Source organism: Sphingobium sp. YR768 (assembly GCF_900111125.1).
Classification (GTDB): Bacteria; Pseudomonadota; Alphaproteobacteria; order Sphingomonadales; family Sphingomonadaceae; genus Sphingobium.
The window spans coordinates 56,379-78,428 of record NZ_FOGE01000022.1; the positions used below are offsets into that span (position 1 = coordinate 56,379).

The window sequence follows — 22,050 nt, forward strand, 5'->3', positions numbered from 1 at the left end:
TGAAATCAGGCCATATGCTGGCGCCCATATCGTTTATCGGGGGCATCATTCATCATGACGGAACTGGCCGGCGGCACGGGCAGCTGGATCGACGCGGTCAAACCCTATGTGGAAAAGGCGCCACTGGCGTCCTTCTTCCTGGGGGTTTCATCGGGCGCGCCCTTCGCGATGATCGCCGCGACGCTGACGACACGACTGGCGCAGGACGGCATCGACAAGAAGGCGGTGACCGCCTTCACTCTGGCATTTCTGGTCTATAATCTCAAATGGCTATGGGCCTGGATCGTGGACGGCGTGCGCCTGCCGATCATCGGTCGGTTGGGTCAGCGCGTATCCTGGCTGATCGTGGCGGGGCTGTTCGTCATGGTGGCCATGACATTGTTGGCGCTGGTCGACCCCAAGACCAGCCTGGCGGAGACGGCCTATGCCGCGATCCTCGTCGGCGTGGCTGGGGCGACCTTCGATATCGTGATCGACGCCTACCGCATCGAATTGCTGAAGCCCGAACAATTGGGCGTCGGATCGGGCATGTCCCAATATGGCTGGCGGATCGGATCGGTTGCGGCCGGATCGCTGGCGCTGGTGCTGGCCTCGCGGATCGGCTGGCATGGGGCCTATCTGGCCTGTGGTCTCTTCGCCTTGCCCGCGATGCTGACGGGCCTGATCATGGGCGAACCGGAACGGCATCGCGATCCCGTTGCCCGGCGCGGCATTGGGGAGGTTGTGGCCTCCATCGCCGGGCCGCTGGTCGAATTTTTCCAGCGGCGCGGGGCGGTATTGGTGCTGCTGTTCATCCTGATGCACAAGATTGGCGATACGCTGGCGAACCTGACCTTCCGTTTGCTGTTCGACGATATGGGGTTCAGCAACGACGAAATCGCCATCTACGATATCGGCATGGGCTTCTGGGCCTATCTCGCGGGCATCTTTCTGGGCGGGATGCTCTATGCCCGGCTCGGCATGAAGCGCTCAGTGCTGATCAGCCTGATCCTGATGTGCGTGTCCAATTTCAGCTTCGCCGCGCTGGCGGCGCTGGGCAAGAGCAATTGGGGGATGGCTGGTGCGATCGGGTTTGAAAATATCGCCAGCGGCATCGGCGGCGTGACCGTGGTCGCCTATTTTTCAGCACTGTGCGACCTGCGCTTTACCGCCGCGCAATATGCGCTGATCTCCGCGGCGGCCAGCATCGTCGGCCGCTTCCTGACCGGCACGACGGCGGGCGCGCTGATCGAGCAACTGGGCTATGTGAACTTCTACCTATTCACCACCGCGCTGGCGGTGCCGGGCATCCTGCTGTTCTGGTTGATGATGCGCGCGGGCCTGATCGATGCCAGCGTCGGGACGGCGGCGACGCAGGCAGGCATGGAGAAGGGGGTAGAAAAGGGGATGGAGAAGGCGTCATGATCTACTTCATCGCCTCAATCTGTCTTCAGATCGTCTGCGCCCTGCATGTCATCCGGTCGGGCCGCAACCAGATCTGGCTGCTGTTCATCTTCCTCTTCTCGCTGCTGGGCTGCTTTGCCTATGTGATGCTGGAGGTGCTGCCGCAGCATTGGAACAATCGCCATGTCCGCACCGCGCGGTCGCAAGTGGTGGGGAAGGTCGATCCCGAACGCGCCGTGCGAGAAGCAGCCCGGGCGCTGGATATGGCCGATACCGCCGCCAATCATATCGCGCTGGGCGATGCGCAGGCGGCGCGCCACCGCTATGCCGAGGCGGAAGCCGCCTATCGCAAGGCGCTGTCGCTGGGGCCGGGAAATGACTGGGGGACGCAGGTCAAGCTGGCCGCCATGTTGTTCGAACGAGGCGCCAGCGCCGAAGCGCTTCGGCTTCTGGATGCCGCGCCCGAATTGTCGCGGGGCAGCGAGTGGGACCGCAGGGCCTTGTTGCGGGCACGTATCCTCGCCGATCTCAACCGCAGCGCAGAAGCGAGAGCTTTGTTCGAGGATGTGGTCGAGCGGGTCGCGGGAGAAGAAGCCCGCTGTCACTATGCGGCTTTCCTACTCCAACAGCGCGATACCCGCCGCGCGCAGGCGATGTTGGAAGAGGTGGAGCGCCGCGCGAAGCGGATGGACCGGACCCAACGTGCCGCGCAGGCGGACATGTATCGCTGGGCCGACGAGCAACTGGCCGAATTGCGCAAGACCTGAGCGGGGCTGGCGGATGCAGCCATCCGCCACCTTCCGCCCGGTATTTCGCTTGTTGCTTCAGCCCGCCGCGTAGATATCCAGCGGTCGGCCGAGGTCATTATGCGCTTGTGCTACCGCCTGAAGGCAGGTCAGCGCCCCCAGCGCATGATCATTGCCCAGCAATTCGCTGACCCTGTCATAAGCGGCATTGGGATCACGCAGCGCTTCCCCCGTCGCCTGCATCATCAGTGCCTCGTCAGCGGTCATGCGGGCACAGCAACAGGGCGCGACCAATATCTTGCGGCTGGATGCGCGGGCGAGTTCCAGCATCATCGCGCGCATCAGCACCAGCGGGCGACGATAGCTGCGGCCGAAGGCGCCCAGCATCGCGTTGACGGCATGGGCGTCATTGACGCCTGCCGTCGCCATTCGCCGCATCACGAACAGGAAGAGACGGTTGCCATAGCCACCGGGAATGGGACGGGGCAGGTCGAGGGGGGAAGTCTCTCCATAAGCCATAGAATCGCGCCTTCTGCGTTAGTCGGTGCACGCATAGTACGCTATTGCAAGTCATTCGCAACTGTTATTCAGTCAGGTAATTGCTCGTTCAGTCGCAAAATTTCACCCGCCAGATAGAGCGAACCGCCGATCAACAATTTGGGCGGCACATCCCCCGCCGCTGCTGCTGCAACGGCGCCGATCGCTTCGACCGGTCCGGCATGGGCGGTGCAGCCGATGCCCCATTGCACCGCGACGGCGGCAAAGCGCTCTGGCGGATGGTGATCATGGCCGGGCACGGGCAGCGCATGGATATGGGCGATCTTGCCGGCGAAAGGGGCGAGGAATGCGTCCACTTCCTTGTTCGCCAGCATGCCGATGATGAGGTGCAGTTTCTGCCCTTCCAGACGATCGGCCGTGAAATAGGCGCCGATCGCTTCGCCCGCACCGGCATTATGGCCGCCATCAAGCCAGGCGGTGGTGCCTTCGGGCAGCGGTGCCAGCAGCGGCCCCTGTTCCAGCCGCTGGAGCCGCGCGGGCCAATGCGCCCAGAGCGGCGCGGCCTTGAGCGCGGCTTCGGGCAACGGCACGGCATGCTGATGGCGCAGCATGGCGAAGGCGAGCGCGGCATTCTGTACCTGATGGGCGCCAGCCAGACGCGGCAGGGGTGTGTCGAGTCGGCCGAGATCGTCCCGATAATGGAGCCGGTCGCGATAGACGGCGGCGTCCCAGCCTTCGCCCTGACCGATCCAAAGGGCGCCGGCCCGATCAGCGGCCTCCTGCATGATCGGATGCAGCGCTTCGAGGTAACGCTGTGTCACCAGTGCTGCGCCGGCCTTGGCGATGCCCGCCTTCTCGGCGGCGATCTTGTCCAGCGTGTCGCCCAGAAAGGCCTGATGGTCGATGCCCAGTTGCGCGATGCCGCACACCGCCGGATCGCTGATCACATTGGTCGCATCCAGCCGGCCGCCCAGCCCTACTTCGATGATGCAGGCATCCGCCGGATGCTCGGCGAAAGCGAGGAAGGCGGCGGCGGTCGTGACCTCGAAGAAGCTGGCGTTTACGCCCTCCGCAATGTCGAGCACGCGTTCCAGATAGCGAGCCAGTTGATCGTCGCTGATCAACTGGCCGGTAATGCGGATACGCTCGTTGAAGCGGACCAGATGGGGCGAGGTGAAGACGTGGACGCTTTTGCCGTCCGCCTCCATCGCCGCGCGCAGGAAGGCGCAGGTGGAGCCCTTGCCATTGGTGCCGGCGACATGGAAGACCGGCGGCAGGCTGCGATGCGGATCGCCCAGCCGCTCCAGCAGCCGGGTGATGCGTTCCAGCCCCAGCACGTCCGCGCCGGGAGAGAGCGACCAGAGCCGGTCCAGTTGCGCCTGCACCTGCGGATCGTCCGAAACGGCGTGGTCGGCCATGGCGCCTTAATTCCCCTGCTATGGTCTTATAACGTCATTGCGAGCGAAGCGAAGCAATCCACATGGTGCTAGATGGATTGCTTCGCTTCGCTTGCAATGACGAAGTCTATAGTTTAGGCGGTCGCGCGCGGCGTCAGATAGCCGATCACGCGGGCCAGCGTGTCACGCAATTCGCTGCGATGGACCACCATGTCGAGCATGCCATGGTCGAGCAGATATTCGGCGCGCTGGAAGCCTTCGGGTAGTTTCTCCCGGATCGTGCTTTCGATGACGCGCTGGCCGGCAAAGCCGATCAGGGCATTGGGTTCCGAAATCTGGATATCGCCCAGCATGGCATAGCTGGCAGTGACGCCGCCGGTGGTCGGATCGGTCAGCACGACGATATAGGGCAGGCCGGCCGCATGCAGCTTCTGGATCGCCACGGTCGAACGCGGCATCTGCATCAGCGACAATATGCCTTCCTGCATGCGCGCGCCGCCGGCGGCGGTGAAGATGACATAGGGGCATTTATGCGCGATCGCGTCATTCACGCCCTGGATGAACGCCGCGCCCACGCCCATGCCCATGGAACCGCCCATGAAGGCGAAATTCTGCACGCCCATGACCAGCGGCACATCGTCGATCGCGCCGCGCGCGTTGATCAGCGCATCCTGATCGCCGGTCGAGGCGCGGGCGGCCTTGATACGGTCCGGGTAACGCTTGGAGTCGCGGAATTTGAGCGGATCTTCGGGCACATGCGGGGTCGGCAGCAGGATGAAGCCGGCGTCGAGTATCTGTTCGAAACGGGCGTCCGGGCCGATGCGGCCATGATGGTCGCAGCGCGGGCAGACGGAGAGATTTTCTTCCCATTCCTTGATGAAGACCATTTCCTTGCACGACGGGCACTGGTGCCAGAGCGTTTCGGCGGTGGTTTCCTTCTTGGTGAAGGGCAGGGCGTTACGGACGCGGTTGATCCAGCTCATGCTGCGGTCTCCCGGATAGAAGTGATGAGGGCGCCGCTGAGCGACGCAACGAAGTCTTGTACGAAGGGCGCAGCGGCATCGCCATGGCTGCCGATGATATCGACAATGGCGGAGCCGACAACGACACCGTCAGCAATACGGCCGATGGCGGCAGCCTGTTCCGGGGTGCGCACGCCGAAGCCGACCGCGATCGGCAGGTCGGTGGCGGCTTTCAGCTTGCCAACGGCGATCTCGATATTGGCCTGTGCCGCCTGCTGCTTGCCGGTGATGCCGGCGACGGCGACATGGTAAAGGAAGCCGCTGGCGCCGTTCAGCACGGCGGGTAGGCGCGCCGCGTCGGTGGTCGGGGTGGCGAGGCGGACGAGGTGCACGCCGACCGCGCGCAGGGCGGGGCCGAGTTCGGCGTCTTCCTCCGGCGGAATGTCGACGCAGATCACGCCATCGACGCCGGCGGCCTTGCACTGGTCGGCGAACCAGTCCGACCCGCGCACCAGCATCGGATTGGCATAGCCCATCAGGATCAGCGGCGTTTCGGGATGGCGCGCGCGGAAGTCGGCGGCGAGCGCGAAGACATCCTTCGTCTTGGTGCCCGAGCCCAGGCTGCGCAGGTTCGCCAGTTCGATCGCGGGACCATCGGCCATCGGATCGGTGAAGGGCATGCCCAGTTCGATGATGTCGGCGCCGCCCGCGACCAGCGCATCGAGGATGGCGGGTGTGGCGGCGACGTCCGGATCACCAGCGGTGACGAAGGTGATGAGGGCAGCGCGGCCCTGTGCCTTGCAGGCGGCGAAGCGGGTGGAGAGACGATCCATGCTCACATCTCCACTCCCAGCGCGTCGGCGACGGTGAAGATATCCTTGTCCCCCCGGCCCGACAGATTGACGACGATGATCTTGTCCGCGTCCAGCGTCGGCGCGACCTGCTCGGCAGCGGCCACGGCATGGGCGGATTCGAGCGCGGGGATGATGCCTTCCAGGCGCGACAGGGTCTGGAAGCTGGTCAGCGCTTCGTCATCCTTGATCGGCATATATTTCACCCGGCCGATTTCGTGCAGCCAGCTATGTTCCGGGCCGATGCCGGGATAGTCGAGGCCGGCCGAAATGCTGTGTGCTTCGGTGATCTGGCCATCTTCGTCCTGAAGCAGATAGGTGCGATTGCCATGCAATATGCCCGATGCACCCCCTGCCAGCGATGCGGCATGCTTCTTGTCCAGCCCTTCGCCCGCCGCCTCGACGCCGATCATCGCGACCTCGGGGTCGTCCAGGAACGGGTGGAACATGCCGATGGCGTTAGACCCGCCACCCACCGGCGCGATCAGCAGATCGGGCAGGCGGCCTTCCGCTTCCAGCATTTGCGCGCGGGTTTCCTTGCCGATGATCGACTGGAAGTCGCGGACCAGTTCGGGATAGGGGTGCGGACCTGCTGCCGTGCCGATGATGTAGAATGTGTCATGCACGTTCGACACCCAGTAGCGCAGCGCGTCGTTCATCGAATCCTTGAGCGTCGAGGAACCGGAATGGACCGGGATCACCTCAGCGCCGAGCAGCTTCATGCGGAAGACGTTGGGCTTCTGCCGCTCGACATCCTTGGCGCCCATGAAGATCTTGCATTCCATGCCGAACAGGGCGGCGACGGTCGCGGTAGCGACGCCATGCTGGCCCGCGCCGGTTTCGGCGATGACCTTCTTCTTGCCCATGCGGCGGGCGAGTAGCGCCTGGCCGATGCAATTGTTGATCTTGTGCGCGCCGGTGTGGTTGAGTTCCTCGCGCTTCAGGTAAATCTTGGCGCCCTTGCCGGGCTCCGCCTTGGCGCGCAGCGCTTCGGTCAGCCGCTGCGCATAATAAAGCGGGTTGGGGCGGCCGACATAGGAGCGCAGCAGTTCGGCAAATTCGGCGTCGAACGCCGGATCGGCCTTCGCTTCCTTATAGACCTTCTCCAGCTCCAGGATCAGCGGCATCAGAGTTTCGGCGACATAGCGGCCACCGAAAGCGCCGAAATGGCCGTTGGCGTCGGGCTGGCTGCGCAGGCTGTTGGGCAGAGTTACGGTATCGGTCATGACTATCTTTCCAAGGACAATATGGGGCGTTCGCTTTCGGTTTGTGAAGCGATCAGCGCCATCGTCCTTCGATGCGCAGGGCAGGGGCGTTCAGCGTCAACATGGCTGAACCGCTTTGCAGAAGGCCATGATCTTGTCCACACTCTTGATGCCCGGTGCGCTTTCCACGCCCGAAGAAACGTCGATCAGCGGCGCACCGGTGATGCGGACCGCCTCGGCCACATTGTCAATGCCAAGGCCGCCCGACAGGCCCCAGGGTGCGGGGATGGCAATGCCGCGCAGCAGCGTCCAGTCGAAGCGCAGGCCCATACCGCCCGGCAATGCCGCGCCGTCGGGTGTCTTGGCATCGAACAGCAGCCGATCGACGGCACTGGCGTAGGCGTTGGCGGCGTCGATGTCGGCACGGGTCTTGACCGAAATCGCCTTCCACACTGGCAGGCCGAAGCGCTGACGGATGGCGGCGGCGCGTTCCGGGCTTTCCTTGCCGTGAAGCTGGAAGCCGCTGAGCGCGCCGGTGCCGGTCAGGCGGGCCAGTTGATCGTCGTCGGCATCGACGACCACGGCGATCCGTTCCACGGTGGCGGGGATCGCGGCGGCGAGCGCGCTGATCTGGTCCGGCTCCACATGGCGCGGGCTTCTGGGAAAATGGACGAAGCCGACATGGCTCGCGCCCGCTTGCACGGCTGCGCCTACGGTATCGGCCGTGGACAGGCCACAAATCTTGATCGCGAGTCGGGACATAGGGGCGCTTTACCGATGATAGCTGTTGAAGTCACATGCCTGTGGCAGGCAGGTGGCCCGGCTGGGCCAGATCCATGTCATGCAGCGCCAGCCACTGGTCGGCATGGGTGACGCAGGCCTGTCCCAGATAATCGTCCAGCGCCGCGATGATCTCCGCATCGCTCATCGTTGCGGGGTCGAGCGGCGGGCGCCAGTGGAGTTCGAAATGCGGGCCGCTGGTACGGATGAGGTAGAAGGGCAGGAAGGTCGCGCCGACCTTGCGCGCGAGCCGCAGCGCGATCGACAGGTTGCCAGATGGCTCCAGCGGGCGGCCGAAGGTCGGGAACCAGACCTGCCGGTCGCGCCGTTCGTCGGCAAGGATGTAGAGGGTGGCGCGATCCTTCTGGGTCAGATGCTTGAGTACGCCGCGCGCCGCGCCTTCGCCGCCGATCGCCTCACCCATATAGCTGGAGCGGGCTTTCTTGAGCTGGGCCGCCGTTTTCGGATCGTCCGGCGCTTCATAGACGCCAAGGCCAGGGCGATCGGTCGACCATTTGATATGGGCGGCGAGCAAGTCCCAATTGCCCAGATGCGCGGTGAAGGCGATCATCGGGCCCGGACCATCCAGCACCGCCTGATAGGCCGCCTTGTCGATCACGGTCACATGGGCGTCGTTCACCAGCCGGTCGATATTGGCGAGTTCCGCCATAGTGCGGCCGACATTGACCCAGCGCCGGGTCAGGATCGCTTCTCGCTCCGCTTCCGGCAGGTCGGGCCGCAGCATCGCCAGATTGGCGCGGGCGCGGGCGTCGCGCAGCTTCATGCTGCGGCGGGCGACATGGACCGAGAGCCAGCCACCGAGCCAGGAAGCGATCGGTGCAGGCAGCCAGCGCATCAGGAAGAAGAGAAAGGGGTTGGAGAGCATCGCCCAAGCGTCATACAGCAGCGGGTGAAGCGGTAAAGGGGCGCAGGTGACGGCGATGCTATGGATTTGGATCGGCCTTCAGGTGCTGACCGTGCTGGGCGTAGTCCATTATTGGCGGCATGTGCCGCGCGACCGCAAGATCGAGACGCCGGACGGTGCGGTCGTGATCCTGAGCGTGCGGGACGATTGGGATGGCGGGCCGGAACTGATCGCCCGGCTGAAAGCGCAAAGCGCGCCGTTTCGCCTGCTGATCGCGACGTCGGGGGCTTGTGCGGCGGCGGAGGCGCTGGCGGCGCGGGAAAGCGACTGGGTGCAGGTCGTCGCGGCCGGCGTGGCGCAGGATGAGGGACAGAAGGTCCACAAGCTGCGCGCGGCGCTGCGGGCGTTGCGGCCGGATGACCTGTGGCTGGTCTTTATCGATGCGGACATAGCGCCGCCCGAGCGGCTGGTCGGGCGGCTGCTGTTTCCGCTGCTGCGGGGGAAGGCGGATATCGTCACTGGCTATCGGCTGTTGTTGCCGGAGGGCGGCCCGATGGCGGCGCTGGTCGGGGCGGTGGAGATGCAACTGGCGACGCTGCCCCGTTCTGCCAGTGCGACCATGCCCTGGGGCGGGGCAATGGCGCTGACGCGCGAGGTAGCGGATCGGCTGGATCTGGATGCGGTGCTGGCGGGGCGCCTGTCCGACGATATGAGCATCGGGCTGGCGGGTTGGCACGCGAAGCTGCGGCTGCGGCCGGTGCGCGATCTGCTGGTGGCCAGTCCGCTGGAGGGGAAGGCGGCCGATCTGCTGGGCTTTGGCGTGCGGCAATATCGGCATATCGCGACGAACAGCTTTGGCATGTGGGGGCTGGCGACCGGGGTGGTTGCGATCCAGTCGATGGCCTGGCTTTGGGCGCTGCTGGCGGGTGGATGGTTGGCGGTGGCGGTCGGCTATGGTGCGGCCTGCGGGCGAGCGTTGGTGCGGCGGCGGATCATTGTCAGCGTGCTGGAGCCGGAGCAGGCGGAGAAGGCGCGGCGATCGCTGGTCTGGGATATGGTGGCGCCCTTTGCCGTGACCTGGGCGCATCTGGCGGTGCAGGTGCCCGCGGTGCTATCGAACCGGATCGTCTGGGGCGGATGGGCCTATCGGGTCAAAGGCGGCCGGGTGGTGGACATGGAACGTAGCGCTTAACTTCGCACATTTCCCGCTGATCCTGAAATTTCCGTACGGAAATAGGAAATTTTATGTCACCGGTGTCTGCCTTGCACATTCTGTAGATCGTTCCCCGGCCTGCGCCGGGGAACGGGTAATATATCAGCAGAGGGCTTCGTAGGACAAAAGAGCCTTTAAAAGCCCGCCGGGAACAAGTGCGTGCCATCGTCGCCGATGCGCAACACGACCTTGCCGGCTACCGCGCTCATGGGCAGGTCGCCGTAAAGGTGGGGGAAGAGGGCGCCGCCGCGCGAGACTTCCCATTTGATGGCGTCGCCGAAGGGGGCGAGGTCGATCATCAGCATGACGAGGCGATCCTGACCCGCGAAATGTTTGGCGACCGTTTCGGCCGCCTGATCGCGGGTGGACATGTGGATATAGCCGTCCGTCAGGTCGATCGGAGCGCCCTTGAACACACCGTCGGCCTTGAACTGGGCATATTGATCCGCCGTCAGCACCTTATAGGCGAAGAGGTCGCTCACGCGTCTGTCGCTTCCGATGTGTCCGGGGTTTCGCCCTCTTCGCTTTCCTCGATCTTCGCGGCGCTGACGACATGTTCGTTGTCGGCCACGTTGAACAGGCGCACGCCGGCCGAATTGCGGCCGATGACGCGCAGGCTGTCGAGGCCCATGCGGATAAGCTTCGCCTGATCGGTGACGAGCATCAGCTGATCGCCCTGCGTGGCGGAGAAGCTGGCGACGACCCGACCATTGCGGGCGATATTGTCGATATTGGTGATGCCCTGACCACCGCGCCCGGTGCGACGATAGTCATAGGCCGAGGACAGCTTGCCATAGCCATTGGTGCAGACGGTCAGGATGAACTGTTCCGCCGCCGCAAATTCGGCCGCCCGTTCGGCGGGCAGGGTGGATTCGGCTTCATTGCCCTTCCACGCGGCAGCGCGAAGATAGGCTTCGCGTTCGTCCGGCGTGGCGTCGAAGCCCTTGAGAATGGACAGCGAAATGACCTCGTCATCATCCTTGAGCGTCATGCCGCGCACGCCGGTGGCGGTGCGGCTCTGGAATTCGCGCACGTCGGTTGCCGCGAAGCGGATCGCCTTGCCCTGCCGGGTGGCGAGCAGCACGTCATCTTCCTCGGTCAGCAGCGCGACGCCGATCAGGCGATCCTCGCTGCCTTCGTCGAAGCGCATGGCGAGCTTGCCGTTGCTGGGGACGTTGGCGAAGGCATCCATGCTGTTGCGGCGCACCGTGCCGGTCGCCGTGGCGAACATGACGTGCAGATCCTTCCAGCTTTCCTCATCCTCGGGCAGCGGCAGCACGGTCTGGATGGTTTCGCCCGGACCCAGCGGCAGCAGGTTGACCATCGGGCGGCCACGGGTGGCCGGACCACCTTCGGGCAGGCGCCACACCTTCATGCGGTACACCTTGCCAGCGGTCGAGAAGAAGAGGACCGGCGTATGGGTCGAGGTCACGAACAGTTCTGTGACGGCGTCCTCATCCTTGGTCGCCATGCCCGAACGGCCCTTGCCGCCGCGCGCCTGCGCCCGGAAGCTCTCCAGCGGGGTGCGCTTGATATAGCCCTGCACCGTGACGGTGACGACCATCTCTTCGCGTTCGATCAGGTCTTCGTCATCGATGCCATCGGCGGCGGCGGCGATTTCCGACAGGCGGGGGGTGGCGAATTCGCGTTCGATCGCTTCAAACTCTTCGCGCATCACGGCGTAGAGCTTGCGCCTGTCGCCCAGGATGGCGAGATATTCGGCGATGGCTTCGGCCAGTTCGGCCAGTTCCTTGCCGATTTCGTCGCGGCCCAGCGCCGTCAGGCGATGCAGGCGCAGGTCGAGAATGGCGCGGACCTGAATGTCCGACAGCTTATAGATATCGCCGCTGATCTCCGTTTCGATCGCTTCGACCAGACGCAGATAGGGGGCGACTTCACCGATCGGCCATTCGCGCGCGAGCAGCTTTTCGCGCGCTTCGGCCGGGCTGGACGAACCGCGGATGATCTTCACCATCTCATCCAGATTGCTGACCGCGACGACGAGGCCGAGCAAGATATGCGCCCGATCGCGCGCCTTGTTCAGTTCGAACTTGGTGCGGCGGGTGATCACCTCTTCACGGAAGCGGACGAAGGCTTCGATAATGTCGCGCAGGCCCAGCAGTTCCGGGCGGCCGCCCCGGATCGCCAGCATATTGGCCGGGAAGCTCGACTGGGCGGGGGTGTTGCGCCACAGCTGGTTCAGCACGACTTCGGGCGTGGCGTCGCGCTTCAGGTCCATGACGATGCGCACGCCTTCGCGGCTCGATTCGTCGCGAATGTCGCTGATGCCCTCGATCCGCTTGTCCTTGGCGGCTTCGGCGATCTTTTCAACCAGGCCGTTCTTGCCGACCTGATAGGGGATGGCGGTCAGGACGATCGACTGGCGATCGCCACGGCCTTCCTCGACCACATGGCGCGAGCGCATCATGATGGAGCCACGGCCGGTATGATAGGCGCTGCGCGCGCCCGACTGGCCCAGGATCAGCGGCGCGGTGGGGAAATCGGGGCCGGGGACGATCTGGATCAGTTCGTCGGTGGTGATGCCGGGATTGTCGATATAGGCAAGGCAGGCGCGCAGCACTTCGCCAAGGTTATGTGGTGGAATGTTGGTCGCCATGCCGACCGCGATGCCGCCCGCGCCATTGACCAGCAGGTTGGGGAAGCGGGCGGGCAGAACCTGCGGTTCGCTTTCCGACGCGTCATAGTTTGGCGTGAAGTCGACGGTATCCTTGTCGAGATCGTCCAGCAGCGCGGTCGCCACCTTGGCAAGGCGCGCTTCGGTGTAACGCATGGCGGCTGGCGGATCGGGGTCCATCGAGCCGAAATTGCCCTGACCGTCGATCAGCGGCACGCGCATCGACCAGTCCTGGGTCATGCGGGCCAACGCATCGTAGATCGAGCTGTCGCCATGGGGGTGATATTTACCCATGACTTCACCGACCAGACGGGCCGATTTGCGATAGGGGCGGTTGTAGACGAAGCCCGATTCCTGGGCCGAGAAGAGAATGCGGCGATGCACCGGCTTCAACCCGTCACGCACGTCCGGCAGGGCGCGAGCGACGATGACCGACATGGCGTAATCGAGATAGCTGGTCTTCATCTCCTCGACGATGGAGATGGGGCTGATATCCGAAGGGTCGGCGAGGGCAGTCTCGTCGGTCAAAGCGATTCTCTTTTTGGATGGATGCGTACGTTGCTGATGCACTAGCCCAGCGAAACAAATCTGTCACCCCTCGCGCGCGCTCGCGCGCCCGCGTGTGCAGCCAAGAGGGTATATGGTGGCCCGGGGAACGAAGGGGCCGCATAACGGTTGCAAATTCCATCGATTTAGGCTTGTTCAATGCCCATTCACGCGCCGCCCCCTAATCGGCGCTTAACCCCGAAAGGTCGCCTGAATCCCTTATCAGGCGCGCAAAGGAGATGAGGATCATGCGTTTTGTTACCCCGGTGGCGCTCGCGCTGGCTTTGGCGCTGACGAGCGGTGCCGTTTCGGCGCCTGCCTTTGCCGCGAAGAAGGAAGAGAAGAAGGCTGGTCCTCAGCTCAAGGTTTCGCCTGACGTGATCAAGGCGCTTCAGACGGCGCAGAAGGCAGCCGAAGCGCAGGATTTCGCTGGTGCGAAGGCGGCTCTGGCCGAAGCCGACAGCAAGGCGACGTCGAACGACGACAAATATCAGATCGGCGCAATCAAGCTGAACACCTCGATCGCGAGCAAGGATGCCGCGCTTCAGGGTGAAGCGCTGAACCAGATGCTGGACAGCGGCCTGACGCCGCCGGAACAGGCCGCCCAGTTCAACTCGATCGCCGCCAATTCGGCGCTGGAAGCGAAGAATTTCGACGTGGCGATCCAGCGTGGCCAGGCGGCTGTTGCGGCCGGCGCCAAGGCGGAATCGGTGCAGCCGACGATCGCGCAGGCCTATTTCGGCAAGGCGGGCACCACCAACACCTCGGTCGAGCCGGCACGCGGATTCACCCTACAGGGCCTGACCGCGCTGAAGGCTGCGGCCGACAGCATGAAGGCTTCGGGTCAGCAGGTGCCGGCGCAATGGTATCAGATCGGCGTTGGCCGCGCGGAAGCCGCCAAGCTGCCCGACGTGACCGAATGGGCGAAGATGGCCTATCAGGCTGAACCCAGCGGCCAGAATCTGCGCACGCTCGTCCGCCTGTTCCAGCGCGCCAACCCGAACATCACCAATCGCGAAAATCTGGACGTTCTGCGCCTGCTCGGTGCCTCGGATGGTCTGGTGATCGCTGCCGACTTCACCGAATATGCTGAAATGGCGTCGAAGACCGGTATCTATGGCGAAGTGAAGTCGGTGATCGACAAGGGCCGTTCGAAGGGCGTGCTGAACGCCAGCGGCGGCGCCGATCTCTATTCGACCGCCGTGCCCAAGATTGCGGGCGACAAGGCATCGCTGGGTTCGGCGGAAGCCGACGCGCAGAAGGCCGCCAATGGCAAGATCGCTGCGGCGACCGCCGACGCCTATCTGGGCTATGGCGACTATGCCAAGGCGGTTTCGATGTTCGAACTGGCCAAGCAGAAGGGCGGCGTGGACGCTGACGAAGTCAACACTCGTCTGGGCATCGCCAAGACGCTGTCGGGCGACACCGCTGGCGCCAAGGCTTCGTTCGAGGCGGTGCAGGGCGGATCGCGCAAGCCGATCGCCGGTCTGTGGCTGGCCTATCTGGGCACCAAGGGCGCCTGATGCCGGAAGGGGCGCCGCTTTCGGGTGGCGCCCCTCTGACCGTTTGAAATGATCCGTTCGAGACTGAAAAAATTCGGGGGAGGCCGGGGCGGCCATGCATAAATATTCCATCCTTTCCTCCCTCGCTATTGCTGCCGTCCTGCTGACGACGCCAGCTGTTGCGAAGAAGAAGATCGTCGTGGCCGGGCCGCCGATCATCATGTCCGACGTCTTCCGCGCCAATGCGCAGGCGGCGGATGCGGCGATCAAGGCGCGTGATGCGGCGACGGCGGGCACGCAGGTTGCCGCGCTGATGCCGACGACCGATTTCGAGGCTTATGTTGCGGCGGGGCTGCGCTTTGAAGTGGCGACTTTGCGCCGCGACGTGCAGGCGCAGCGGATCGCGCTGACCGACATGTTCAAGACCAGCGCGCTGCCGCGTGGCGATGCGCCGCGTTTGCGCTACATCGCGGGCTATCTGTCCTATGTCGTGGGCAATTATGACGATGCGATCGCCCAGCTCGATTACGCCAAGACGCTGGGTTACGACGATGTCGATGCGACCATGTTGCGCGCGGATATCGCGCTGCGCCGGAACAGGCCCAAGGAGGCCCGGCCCTTTGTGACTGCGGCGATCGCGGCGCAGAAGGCGGCTGGCAAGCCGGTCCCGCTCGCCTGGACCGATCGTGCCATTTCCATGGCCTATCAGGCGGGCGACTGGCCGGAGGTGGTGCAGCTGTATCGCGAGCGGCTGGACCTGGAGGATGACCGGGCGGACTGGCGCGCAGCGCTGGTCAATTATCAGGCGAAGAAGGATATCGACCCGCAACTGCGCCTGGACCTCTATCGCCTTCAGGCGGCCAATGGCGCCATGGCGAGTGAACGCGACTATCAGGCCTATGCCCAGATGGCGGAAAAGGCCGGCTATTATGCGGAAACCCGCACCATCATCGAGGCTGGCCGTGCGGCGGGCAAGCTGACGCCGACACAGGCGGTCACGAGCCAGTTGCTGAAGTCCGTGGCGCCTAGGGCGACCAAGGAAATCGCGGGGCTGCCGGTGCAGGCGAAGAAGGCGGCGGCGGCCAGCAATGGCAAGGATGCCCTGACGCTGGCCGACAGCTATTTCTCGCTCAGCCAATATCCGCAGGCGGTGGAGCAATATCGCGCTGCGCTGGCCAAGGGCGGGGTGGATGCCGATCGCGTCAATGCCCGGCTGGGCGTGGCGCTGGCGCGGTCAGGCGATCTGGCCGGCGCGCAGGCGGCGCTGGCGCAGGTTAGCGGAGACTGGGCGCCAGTGGCCCAGTTCTGGTCCGCATGGGTGGAGCATAAGAACCGCAAGGCGGCCTGAGTTTTTAGCCGTTCCAGGCTCGCCCTGCCTTTATATCAGCGTGCGCAAAATCGAGGTCACACCTGTATCCGTTCGCCCCGAGCCTGTCGAAGGGCCGCACTTTTTGAAGAACAGGACAGGGCCCTTCGACTGCCTGCAAGGCAGGCGCTCAGGAGAGCCTTCGACAGGTTCAGCCCTAGCGGGTCTTATTTAAGGTTAGATGCGCTATGCTCTTTTTGGGAAATGCACTCTTTCGCGCATTTCCCAAAGGGACTCTCAGACCGGGAGCGGGACCCCCGGCACATTCTTCGATGTGCGGATCGTCAGCGACGTCTTCACGCTGACGACATTGGGGGCGGGCGTCAGCTTCGACGTCAGAAATTGCTGGAAGCTCTGCAAATCCTTGGCCACGACCTTCAGGATGAAGTCGATTTCGCCGTTCAGCATATGGCATTCGCGCACTTCGGGCAGTTCCGCGACATGGTCCTGGAACGCTTTCAGATCGGCTTCGGCCTGGCTCTTCAGGCTGACCATCGCGAACACGGTGATGGTGTAGCCCAGCATCGCGGGGGCGACCACGGCATGATAGGAGGTGATGGCGCCAGCTTCTTCCAGCGCGCGCACGCGCCGCAGGCAGGGCGGTGCGGTCAGGCCCACCTTCCGCGCCAGCTCCACATTGGTCATCCTGCCATCCTGCTGCAATTCGCCCAAAATTTGCAGGTCGATGTCGTCGATATTGGGGCCGGCCATTATTCTGCTTATTTCCTGTCCTGTTAGTGCGCCCCATCATAATAATGTTTCAGAGCATTGCAATTGTCCCACTATGCGACGGTCATATTCGTTCGCAGGATCAGCCCCTTTCCCTTTTTCCGCCAAGCGCCTATCCAGCATGAAAGCTGTATCGGCGGAACCGGGCCATGGCCTGCCAGTCAGCGTGATTTTGGGGATTTTTCGTGCGTTTCAACGATCTCATGCAGACGGTTCTGGCGGCTGATGACCGTAGCGGGCTGGGCAGTGTGACATTGTGGCGCCAGTGCGTCGACCTGTTGGCGCAGGGCGACGTGGCGGGGCGTTCGACGATGCCCGAGACGCAGAAGACGGCCCTGATCGATCGCATCACCAGCTTTCAGCCCAAGCTGAGCGAAACGCAGCGAATCGCGACCGTGGTCGAACTGGGACGCCGGTTGCGTTCGCCCAGTCTGGTGCGGCTGTTCGCCAATGATCGCCCCGCGATCGCGGCCGCGGCGATGGCGCGGGCGCAATTGCCGGATGCGCATTGGGTCGAACTGTTGCCGCAGCTTACGCCCACCGCCCGGGGGGTGCTGCGTGGGCGGCGCGACATCGGCGCTACGACGCGGCAGGCGCTGGAGGCGTTCGGCGCGCATGATCTGGTCCTGACGACCGAGCGGCAGGACATGGTCGGGCAGAGCGACATGCTGCTGACCGCCGACATGGAGACGGACGAGCGGGAAGCGGAGGAGCGGCCGAGCGCTACCGTTACGCCGTTGCGGGCGCCGGCGGCCGATGAAGGGCAGATCCGCAATCTGGTCGACCGGATCGCCCAGTTTACCAGCACCCGCAAGGCGCCCGAGGCATCTCCGCCGGAGGCGGCCGAGGAGGCCGTTGCCGCGCCGCGCGACTTCGCTTTCGAGACGGATGCGGAAGGCATCATCCTATGGATCGATCAGGGGCCGCGAGCGGCGCTGATCGGGCTTTCGTTGGGCGACATAGCGCTGGAAGGCGGCAGCGGCCCGGACGGCCATGTCGCGGGCGCCTTTGCCCGGCGCAGCGGGTTCCAGAATGGCCGCTTCACCATCATTGGGGGCGCCATGGCGGGGGAGTGGCGGCTGACAGCCACGCCCTTCTTCGACAATCGGTCCGGCCGCTTTCAGGGCTATCGCGGGCAGGCGCGCCGCCCCTATCTGCATGAGGTTGCGAGCGAACCGCAGCCTTCGGCCATGGCGATCGCTGGCCTCTCCGCCGATTCCCTGCGGCAATTGGTGCATGAATTGCGCACGCCGCTGAACGCCATATTGGGCTTTGCCGAGATTATCGAACAGGAATTGTTCGGCCCGGCCGGTGTCGAATATCGCGAAATGGCGGGCAAGATCGCGGTCGACGCGCATCATCTGCTGGCGGCGTTCGACGATCTGGATCTGGCCGCGCGGGTTTCGCGCGGGGATGGCGCCAGTGCGCCGCAACTGATCGACCCGGCCCTGCTGGTGACGCAGGTCGCGTCCCGTTTCCGCGAGCAGGCGCGGACGGGAATCGATATCGCGATGGCGCCCGGCCTGCCGCAGGTGCGGATCGACCCGGTGCAGGGCGAACGCATGGTGCAGCATCTGTTGCGCACGCTGCTGTCGGTCGCGCCCGCGACCGAGGCGCTGGTCGGCGCCTGCTGGTTCCAGCCCGATGCCGGGGCCGGGCAGGTGGTGTTGGCGATCGATCGGCCGGCGGCGCTGGCGGGGCTGGAAGAATCGCAATTGTTGGACCCCGGTTATAGCGGGGAGGGCGACTGGGCTGACGGGCCGTTGTTGGGACTGGGCTTCTCGCTCCGGCTGATCCGGGGGCTGGCGGCGACTTGCGGCGGCAGCCTGACGGTCGAGCCGGGGCGGCTGAAGCTGGCCATTCCGGCGGTGGCGGCTTTGGCGGGGGTGGCGGATCAGGCGTGATCCTGCAAGAAACCCTATCGCAACCATTATGCGATAGCGCTGCCTTATGACCGCTTCTTTTCATGACGGCTCCCTGCTCCAGCCTCCGCTGGCGCAGGACATGATCGCCCTAGACCCCGCCTTTGGCACCCGGTTCATGCTGTTCGTCGATACCGAGGAAGAGTTTGACTGGAATGCGCCCTTCAGCCGGGTCGGCCATGGCGTGACCGCGCTGGACGGGATGGCGCGGGGGCAGGCCTATTTCGCGGCTGCCGGGGTGAAGCCCGTCTATGTCACCGATTATCCGGTGGTCGATAGTGACGCGGCTGCGGCGATGATGGGGCAGTGGTTGAGCGATGGCGCGGCCGATATCGGCGCGCACCTCCACCCCTGGGTCAATCCGCCCCATGTCGAGGATGTGAATGCGCCCAACAGCTATGTCGGTTTCCTGCCCGAAGAGGTGGAGCGCGCCAAGCTGGAGGCTTTGTGCGCGCTGATCGAAGCGCGGTTCGGCCAGCGTCCGACCGTCTATCGTGCCGGCCGCTATGGCGTCGGTCCGAATAGTGCGCGTTTGCTGGAGGCGGCAGGCTTTCGTCTCGATAGTTCGGTGCGCAGCCGGTTCGATTATAGTCATCAGCATGGGCCGGACTTTTCCGGATTGCCGCAAAATCCCTATTGGGCCGGGCCGACGCGATCGCTGGTCGAACTGCCGCTGTCCACGGCCTTTACCGGCCTGTTGCGAGGCGGTGGCGAGCGACTGTATCGCGCGGCGCAGACCATGGGGCCGCTGGCGGGGGCCTTGTCGCGGGCGCGCATGCTGAGCCGCGTGCCGCTGACGCCGGAGGGTGTCCCCGCGCATGAGGCGATCGCCGCGATCGACGCGCTGATCGAGGAAGGCGTGCGGGTGCTCAATTTCAGTTTCCATTCGCCGACGCTGGCGCCGGGCCACACGCCCTATGTCCGCAACGAACGCGACCGCACGGACTTTTATGACTGGTGGGACAAGATATTGAACCATCTGGCGCTGCGCGGCGTGGCGGCGGCGAGTTTGGATCAATTGTTGGCTGCCGTTCCGACGCGCATGGAGGCTTGCCAAGCGGCCTGATGCTGCCTATTCGGCTGCTTCCAACAGGTGGGGCCTGTAGCTCAATTGGTTAGAGCTGTCCGCTCATAACGGATAGGTTGCGGGTTCAAGTCCTGCCGGGCCCACCAAATATTGCTTTCAAGACAGTTCTAATGCTATAATAAACCTCTGAAATATTGGGGTTTTTCAGCGTTTTTGCTGTTCACGACAGGTCAGGACAGACCAGGACAGTTCAGCGAATCTGTGGGCATAATTGCGGGCATGGCGGGCCGATTTGAGGGTATAATCTCATGTCGCTTACCATCGTCGAAATTAAGAATGCCAAGCCTCAGGCAAGCGATTACCGCCTTGCCGATTCTCAAGGGCTTTTTCTCCACGTCACCTCAGCCGGTGGAAAATTCTGGCGGTACCGATATCGGATCGGACCAAAGGAAAAGACGCTCACCCTTGGCCGCTATCCCGAGATGGGACTCGTCGCGGCACGGGAGGCCCATCACGAGGCACGCAAGCTCGTCTCTAAAGGCAAGGATCCGGCGCTGGAGAAGCAGAAGGCCAAGATCGCCAGGATTGAGGCCGCGAAGATAACCTTCAGGAAGCTTGCCGAAGAATGGCTGGCCGACCAGGAGCCGATCTGGTCGGTCTCGAATGCCAAGCGGGTCCGCAACCGATTGGAACGCGACCTCTATCCCCTGTTCGGTAATCTTCCGATCGGCCAGATCGAGAGCGCGCCGATTCTGCGGGCACTCCGGAAGATCGAGGCGAGGGGCTCCATCGAAACCGCCAAGCGCGTCCGTGGCTACATAAGAAGTGTCTTCCGGCGCGCGAAGGGGGAGGGGCTCGTCGAACATACGATTCTGCTGGAGATCGACGAGATAAAGGATGCGCTCAAGCCGGCGCGCCGAGGGTCAAAGCAGCCGGCGCTTACAGAAGTCCGTGAGACCCTGGAATTTCAGAAGGCCGTGGATCGATCTACTTCGAGCCTGACCGTCAAGCTTGCTTCCCGTCTTCTGGCGCTGACCCTGGTCCGGGTGGGGGTGTTGCGAACCGCTCTCTGGAGCGAATTTGAAGGCATTGATTGGGATAATTCCGACGCAATACCGAATGCACCCATCTGGCGTATCCCTGCGAGCCGTATGAAGCTCGACGTCGAGGACAAAGGCAATCCAGCTTTCGGACATGACGTGCCACTGCCACATCAGGCCGTTGAAGTGCTCCGCGCGCTGCGGCCGTTGACGGGCGGCTTCGCACTCCTCTTTCCTAATTCGAAATCATGGCGAGAGCCAATGTCCGATGCGGCTCTAAGCACCATGTACAAACGCATGGGAGGAGGGCGATACAAGAATGTGATGGTGCCCCACGGTTGGAGATCGTCATTTTCGACCATCATGAATGAGCGGGCGGCCGAGCTCGAGCGGGATGGAGACCGGATGGTGATCGATTTGGTCCTCGCCCATGTTCCGCCAGGGGTGTCCGCATCGGAATGGTCGTACAACCGATCTCGCTATCGCAAACCGCGGGGGACGCTCATCCAGATTTGGGCCGACCTCATAACATGTGGTCTCGACCCAGCGCAGGACGTGGTCAGCCGGTACCTGAACGGTAGCCTAGAGGATCAGCAATAAACTCCTCGATGTCGCTTTCATACCAGGCAACAGAGCGCAATCCGATGCGACGGCGGCGAGGGAAGCGGCCGGCTGTTTCCAACCGATAGATGGCTGAGACGGACAGCCCGGTTCTTGCGGTGACATCAGGTTTCCGCAAGAGCCGGTCTGTCCGGCGGTCTTTCGGGTAAACCCGATCTGCATCCACAGCATTCGCCGGGCCCACCGGATTTTGAGATACATCAGACTCCATGGCCAACCCTCGTTCAGAAGGTCTGCCCGCCAAGACTGACTATGCCGCAATAACGGTAGAACGGCAATGGCATCCGATTGGCTGAGCCACGAGTCTGATAGTACGAAAGTGCGCCGACACTGCCCAATGGCGTCTTCTCTGGTTGCGAAGGCCAAGAAAATGGCGAACGAGGGTTTTTAGGGAGGTCAAAGAAAAGCGGAGCGGTCTGTCATCCTTGAGAATTTCAGCGCTCATTCGCGCAGGATTGGCAGCGCTGCCAAACAGTGGGCTTAAGTTATTAGAGGCGGTAAGCAAGCGCGACCACTCCAAAGGGCTGGGTCTCGCGGCGAACCAAGGGGCTTTTGCTCACTTTGCTTAGGGTCAGGACCCATTGATATAACCGGCTCGATCTGATTCAGGCTCCGCGAGGAGATTGAAGATGAGCGACCTGTATTGGCTCACGGACGAGCAGATGGCTCGGCTTGAGCCCTACTTTCCCAAGAGCCATGGCAAACCGCGTGTCGACGATCGCCGGGTGTTGAGCGGGATCATTTTCGTCAACCGGAATGGGT

General features: G+C 63.6%; 20 protein-coding genes and 1 tRNA gene. 10 read left to right on the forward strand and 11 right to left on the reverse strand.

The genetic code is table 11. The annotated features are described in order from the left end of the window. Positions 1-54: 54 nt before the first annotated feature. The gene (locus tag BMX92_RS19990; RefSeq protein ID WP_093019794.1) at positions 55-1,404 is read left to right on the forward strand and encodes an AmpG family muropeptide MFS transporter; all 1,350 of its coding nucleotides are present in this window, start codon (positions 55-57) and stop codon (positions 1,402-1,404) included. Continuing rightward, positions 1,401-2,150 (forward strand): hypothetical protein, encoded by a 750-nt coding sequence (locus BMX92_RS19995; RefSeq protein WP_093019796.1) that lies wholly within the window; start codon positions 1,401-1,403, stop codon positions 2,148-2,150. The genes BMX92_RS19990 and BMX92_RS19995 overlap by 4 nt, the downstream gene beginning before the upstream one ends. 57 nt (positions 2,151-2,207) lie before the next feature. Here BMX92_RS19995 and BMX92_RS20000 read toward each other — a convergent pair whose 3' ends face one another. The 7 genes from BMX92_RS20000 to BMX92_RS20030 all read right to left on the reverse strand — a co-directional run bounded on the left by BMX92_RS20000 (position 2,208) and on the right by BMX92_RS20030 (position 8,708). Beyond that, positions 2,208-2,648 carry a DUF6628 family protein gene (locus BMX92_RS20000; protein ID WP_093019798.1) on the reverse strand — a complete coding sequence of 147 codons (441 nt, stop codon included), beginning with the start codon at positions 2,646-2,648 and terminating at the stop codon, positions 2,208-2,210. Positions 2,649-2,716: 68 nt separating this feature from the next. Continuing rightward, complete coding sequence (locus tag BMX92_RS20005) at positions 2,717-4,045, reverse strand: bifunctional folylpolyglutamate synthase/dihydrofolate synthase (protein ID WP_093019800.1); 1,329 nt, start codon at positions 4,043-4,045, stop codon at positions 2,717-2,719. A 113-nt stretch (positions 4,046-4,158) separates the two neighbouring features. After that, on the reverse strand, positions 4,159-5,007 hold the full coding sequence (gene accD / locus BMX92_RS20010) for an acetyl-CoA carboxylase, carboxyltransferase subunit beta (protein WP_093019802.1): 849 nt from the start codon (positions 5,005-5,007) through the stop codon (positions 4,159-4,161). After that, complete coding sequence (trpA, locus tag BMX92_RS20015; RefSeq protein ID WP_093019804.1) at positions 5,004-5,819, reverse strand: tryptophan synthase subunit alpha; 816 nt, start codon at positions 5,817-5,819, stop codon at positions 5,004-5,006. Before trpA ends, accD begins: the two co-directional genes overlap by 4 nt. Before the next feature lie 2 nt (positions 5,820-5,821). Then, positions 5,822-7,063: a tryptophan synthase subunit beta gene (gene trpB / locus BMX92_RS20020; protein ID WP_093019806.1), complete on the reverse strand. Its 1,242-nt coding sequence runs from the start codon at positions 7,061-7,063 to the stop codon at positions 5,822-5,824. Positions 7,064-7,159: 96 nt separating this feature from the next. Beyond that, positions 7,160-7,804: a phosphoribosylanthranilate isomerase gene (locus tag BMX92_RS20025; RefSeq protein WP_093019808.1), complete on the reverse strand. Its 645-nt coding sequence runs from the start codon at positions 7,802-7,804 to the stop codon at positions 7,160-7,162. Between the two features lie 31 nt (positions 7,805-7,835). Continuing rightward, complete coding sequence (locus BMX92_RS20030) at positions 7,836-8,708, reverse strand: lysophospholipid acyltransferase family protein (protein WP_093019810.1); 873 nt, start codon at positions 8,706-8,708, stop codon at positions 7,836-7,838. 55 nt (positions 8,709-8,763) lie between these two features. On the opposite strand from BMX92_RS20030, the gene BMX92_RS20035 reads away from it, so the two are divergent. Then, positions 8,764-9,879, forward strand: coding sequence for a glycosyltransferase (locus BMX92_RS20035; RefSeq protein ID WP_093019842.1), 1,116 nt, complete (start codon positions 8,764-8,766; stop codon positions 9,877-9,879). Between the two features lie 155 nt (positions 9,880-10,034). Here BMX92_RS20035 and BMX92_RS20040 read toward each other — a convergent pair whose 3' ends face one another. Continuing rightward, positions 10,035-10,382, reverse strand: a complete 348-nt coding sequence (locus BMX92_RS20040) for a DUF952 domain-containing protein (protein WP_093019812.1) — start codon at positions 10,380-10,382, stop codon at positions 10,035-10,037. Continuing rightward, positions 10,379-13,063 carry a DNA gyrase subunit A gene (gene gyrA / locus BMX92_RS20045; protein ID WP_093019814.1) on the reverse strand — a complete coding sequence of 895 codons (2,685 nt, stop codon included), beginning with the start codon at positions 13,061-13,063 and terminating at the stop codon, positions 10,379-10,381. Before gyrA ends, BMX92_RS20040 begins: the two co-directional genes overlap by 4 nt. Before the next feature lie 266 nt (positions 13,064-13,329). Here gyrA and BMX92_RS20050 point away from each other — a divergent pair, with 266 nt between their 5' ends. Together BMX92_RS20050 and BMX92_RS20055 are read left to right on the forward strand one after the other, a co-directional pair. Next, positions 13,330-14,604: a hypothetical protein gene (locus BMX92_RS20050; protein WP_093019844.1), complete on the forward strand. Its 1,275-nt coding sequence runs from the start codon at positions 13,330-13,332 to the stop codon at positions 14,602-14,604. A gap of 94 nt (positions 14,605-14,698) precedes the next feature. Further along, positions 14,699-15,931 carry a tetratricopeptide repeat protein gene (locus BMX92_RS20055; RefSeq protein ID WP_093019816.1) on the forward strand — a complete coding sequence of 411 codons (1,233 nt, stop codon included), beginning with the start codon at positions 14,699-14,701 and terminating at the stop codon, positions 15,929-15,931. Between the two features lie 255 nt (positions 15,932-16,186). Here the strand turns inward: BMX92_RS20055 and BMX92_RS20060 are convergent, their stop codons facing one another. After that, a complete protein-coding gene (locus BMX92_RS20060) occupies positions 16,187-16,660 on the reverse strand; it encodes an Lrp/AsnC family transcriptional regulator (protein ID WP_093019818.1) in 474 nt (157 codons plus the stop codon). A 203-nt stretch (positions 16,661-16,863) separates the two neighbouring features. Here BMX92_RS20060 and BMX92_RS20065 point away from each other — a divergent pair, with 203 nt between their 5' ends. The 4 genes from BMX92_RS20065 (at position 16,864) to BMX92_RS20080 (ending at position 21,267) form a co-directional block, all read left to right on the forward strand. Beyond that, a complete protein-coding gene (locus BMX92_RS20065; RefSeq protein ID WP_256213520.1) occupies positions 16,864-18,582 on the forward strand; it encodes a sensor histidine kinase in 1,719 nt (572 codons plus the stop codon). A gap of 46 nt (positions 18,583-18,628) precedes the next feature. Then, positions 18,629-19,666: a polysaccharide deacetylase family protein gene (locus tag BMX92_RS20070; RefSeq protein ID WP_093019822.1), complete on the forward strand. Its 1,038-nt coding sequence runs from the start codon at positions 18,629-18,631 to the stop codon at positions 19,664-19,666. Positions 19,667-19,696: 30 nt separating this feature from the next. Then, positions 19,697-19,773, forward strand: a tRNA-Ile gene (locus BMX92_RS20075). 162 nt (positions 19,774-19,935) lie between these two features. Then, the gene (locus tag BMX92_RS20080; RefSeq protein WP_093019824.1) at positions 19,936-21,267 is read left to right on the forward strand and encodes a tyrosine-type recombinase/integrase; all 1,332 of its coding nucleotides are present in this window, start codon (positions 19,936-19,938) and stop codon (positions 21,265-21,267) included. Here the strand turns inward: BMX92_RS20080 and BMX92_RS20085 are convergent. After that, a complete protein-coding gene (locus BMX92_RS20085; protein WP_093019826.1) occupies positions 21,227-21,499 on the reverse strand; it encodes a helix-turn-helix transcriptional regulator in 273 nt (90 codons plus the stop codon). The two genes, BMX92_RS20080 and BMX92_RS20085, sit on opposite strands and share 41 nt — an antisense overlap. Before the next feature lie 418 nt (positions 21,500-21,917). Here BMX92_RS20085 and BMX92_RS20090 point away from each other — a divergent pair. Further along, positions 21,918-22,050 (forward strand): transposase (locus tag BMX92_RS20090; RefSeq protein ID WP_143066829.1); only part of this gene is annotated, 133 nt, incomplete at its 3' end.

Coding starts and splice junctions, on each gene's coding strand:
- BMX92_RS20025 (WP_093019808.1), bottom strand. CDS start 7,804: ATGTCCCGACTCGCGATCAAGATTTGTGGCCTGTCCACGGCCGATACC.
- BMX92_RS20050 (WP_093019844.1), top strand. CDS start 13,330: ATGCGTTTTGTTACCCCGGTGGCGCTCGCGCTGGCTTTGGCGCTGACG.
- BMX92_RS20055 (WP_093019816.1), top strand. CDS start 14,699: ATGCATAAATATTCCATCCTTTCCTCCCTCGCTATTGCTGCCGTCCTG.
- BMX92_RS19990 (WP_093019794.1), top strand. CDS start 55: ATGACGGAACTGGCCGGCGGCACGGGCAGCTGGATCGACGCGGTCAAA.
- BMX92_RS20060 (WP_093019818.1), bottom strand. CDS start 16,660: ATGGCCGGCCCCAATATCGACGACATCGACCTGCAAATTTTGGGCGAA.
- trpB (WP_093019806.1), bottom strand. CDS start 7,063: ATGACCGATACCGTAACTCTGCCCAACAGCCTGCGCAGCCAGCCCGAC.
- BMX92_RS20030 (WP_093019810.1), bottom strand. CDS start 8,708: ATGCTCTCCAACCCCTTTCTCTTCTTCCTGATGCGCTGGCTGCCTGCA.
- BMX92_RS20000 (WP_093019798.1), bottom strand. CDS start 2,648: ATGGCTTATGGAGAGACTTCCCCCCTCGACCTGCCCCGTCCCATTCCC.
- BMX92_RS20035 (WP_093019842.1), top strand. CDS start 8,764: ATGCTATGGATTTGGATCGGCCTTCAGGTGCTGACCGTGCTGGGCGTA.
- accD (WP_093019802.1), bottom strand. CDS start 5,007: ATGAGCTGGATCAACCGCGTCCGTAACGCCCTGCCCTTCACCAAGAAG.
- BMX92_RS20080 (WP_093019824.1), top strand. CDS start 19,936: ATGTCGCTTACCATCGTCGAAATTAAGAATGCCAAGCCTCAGGCAAGC.
- trpA (WP_093019804.1), bottom strand. CDS start 5,819: ATGGATCGTCTCTCCACCCGCTTCGCCGCCTGCAAGGCACAGGGCCGC.
- BMX92_RS19995 (WP_093019796.1), top strand. CDS start 1,401: ATGATCTACTTCATCGCCTCAATCTGTCTTCAGATCGTCTGCGCCCTG.
- BMX92_RS20070 (WP_093019822.1), top strand. CDS start 18,629: ATGACCGCTTCTTTTCATGACGGCTCCCTGCTCCAGCCTCCGCTGGCG.
- BMX92_RS20005 (WP_093019800.1), bottom strand. CDS start 4,045: ATGGCCGACCACGCCGTTTCGGACGATCCGCAGGTGCAGGCGCAACTG.
- BMX92_RS20085 (WP_093019826.1), bottom strand. CDS start 21,499: ATGGAGTCTGATGTATCTCAAAATCCGGTGGGCCCGGCGAATGCTGTG.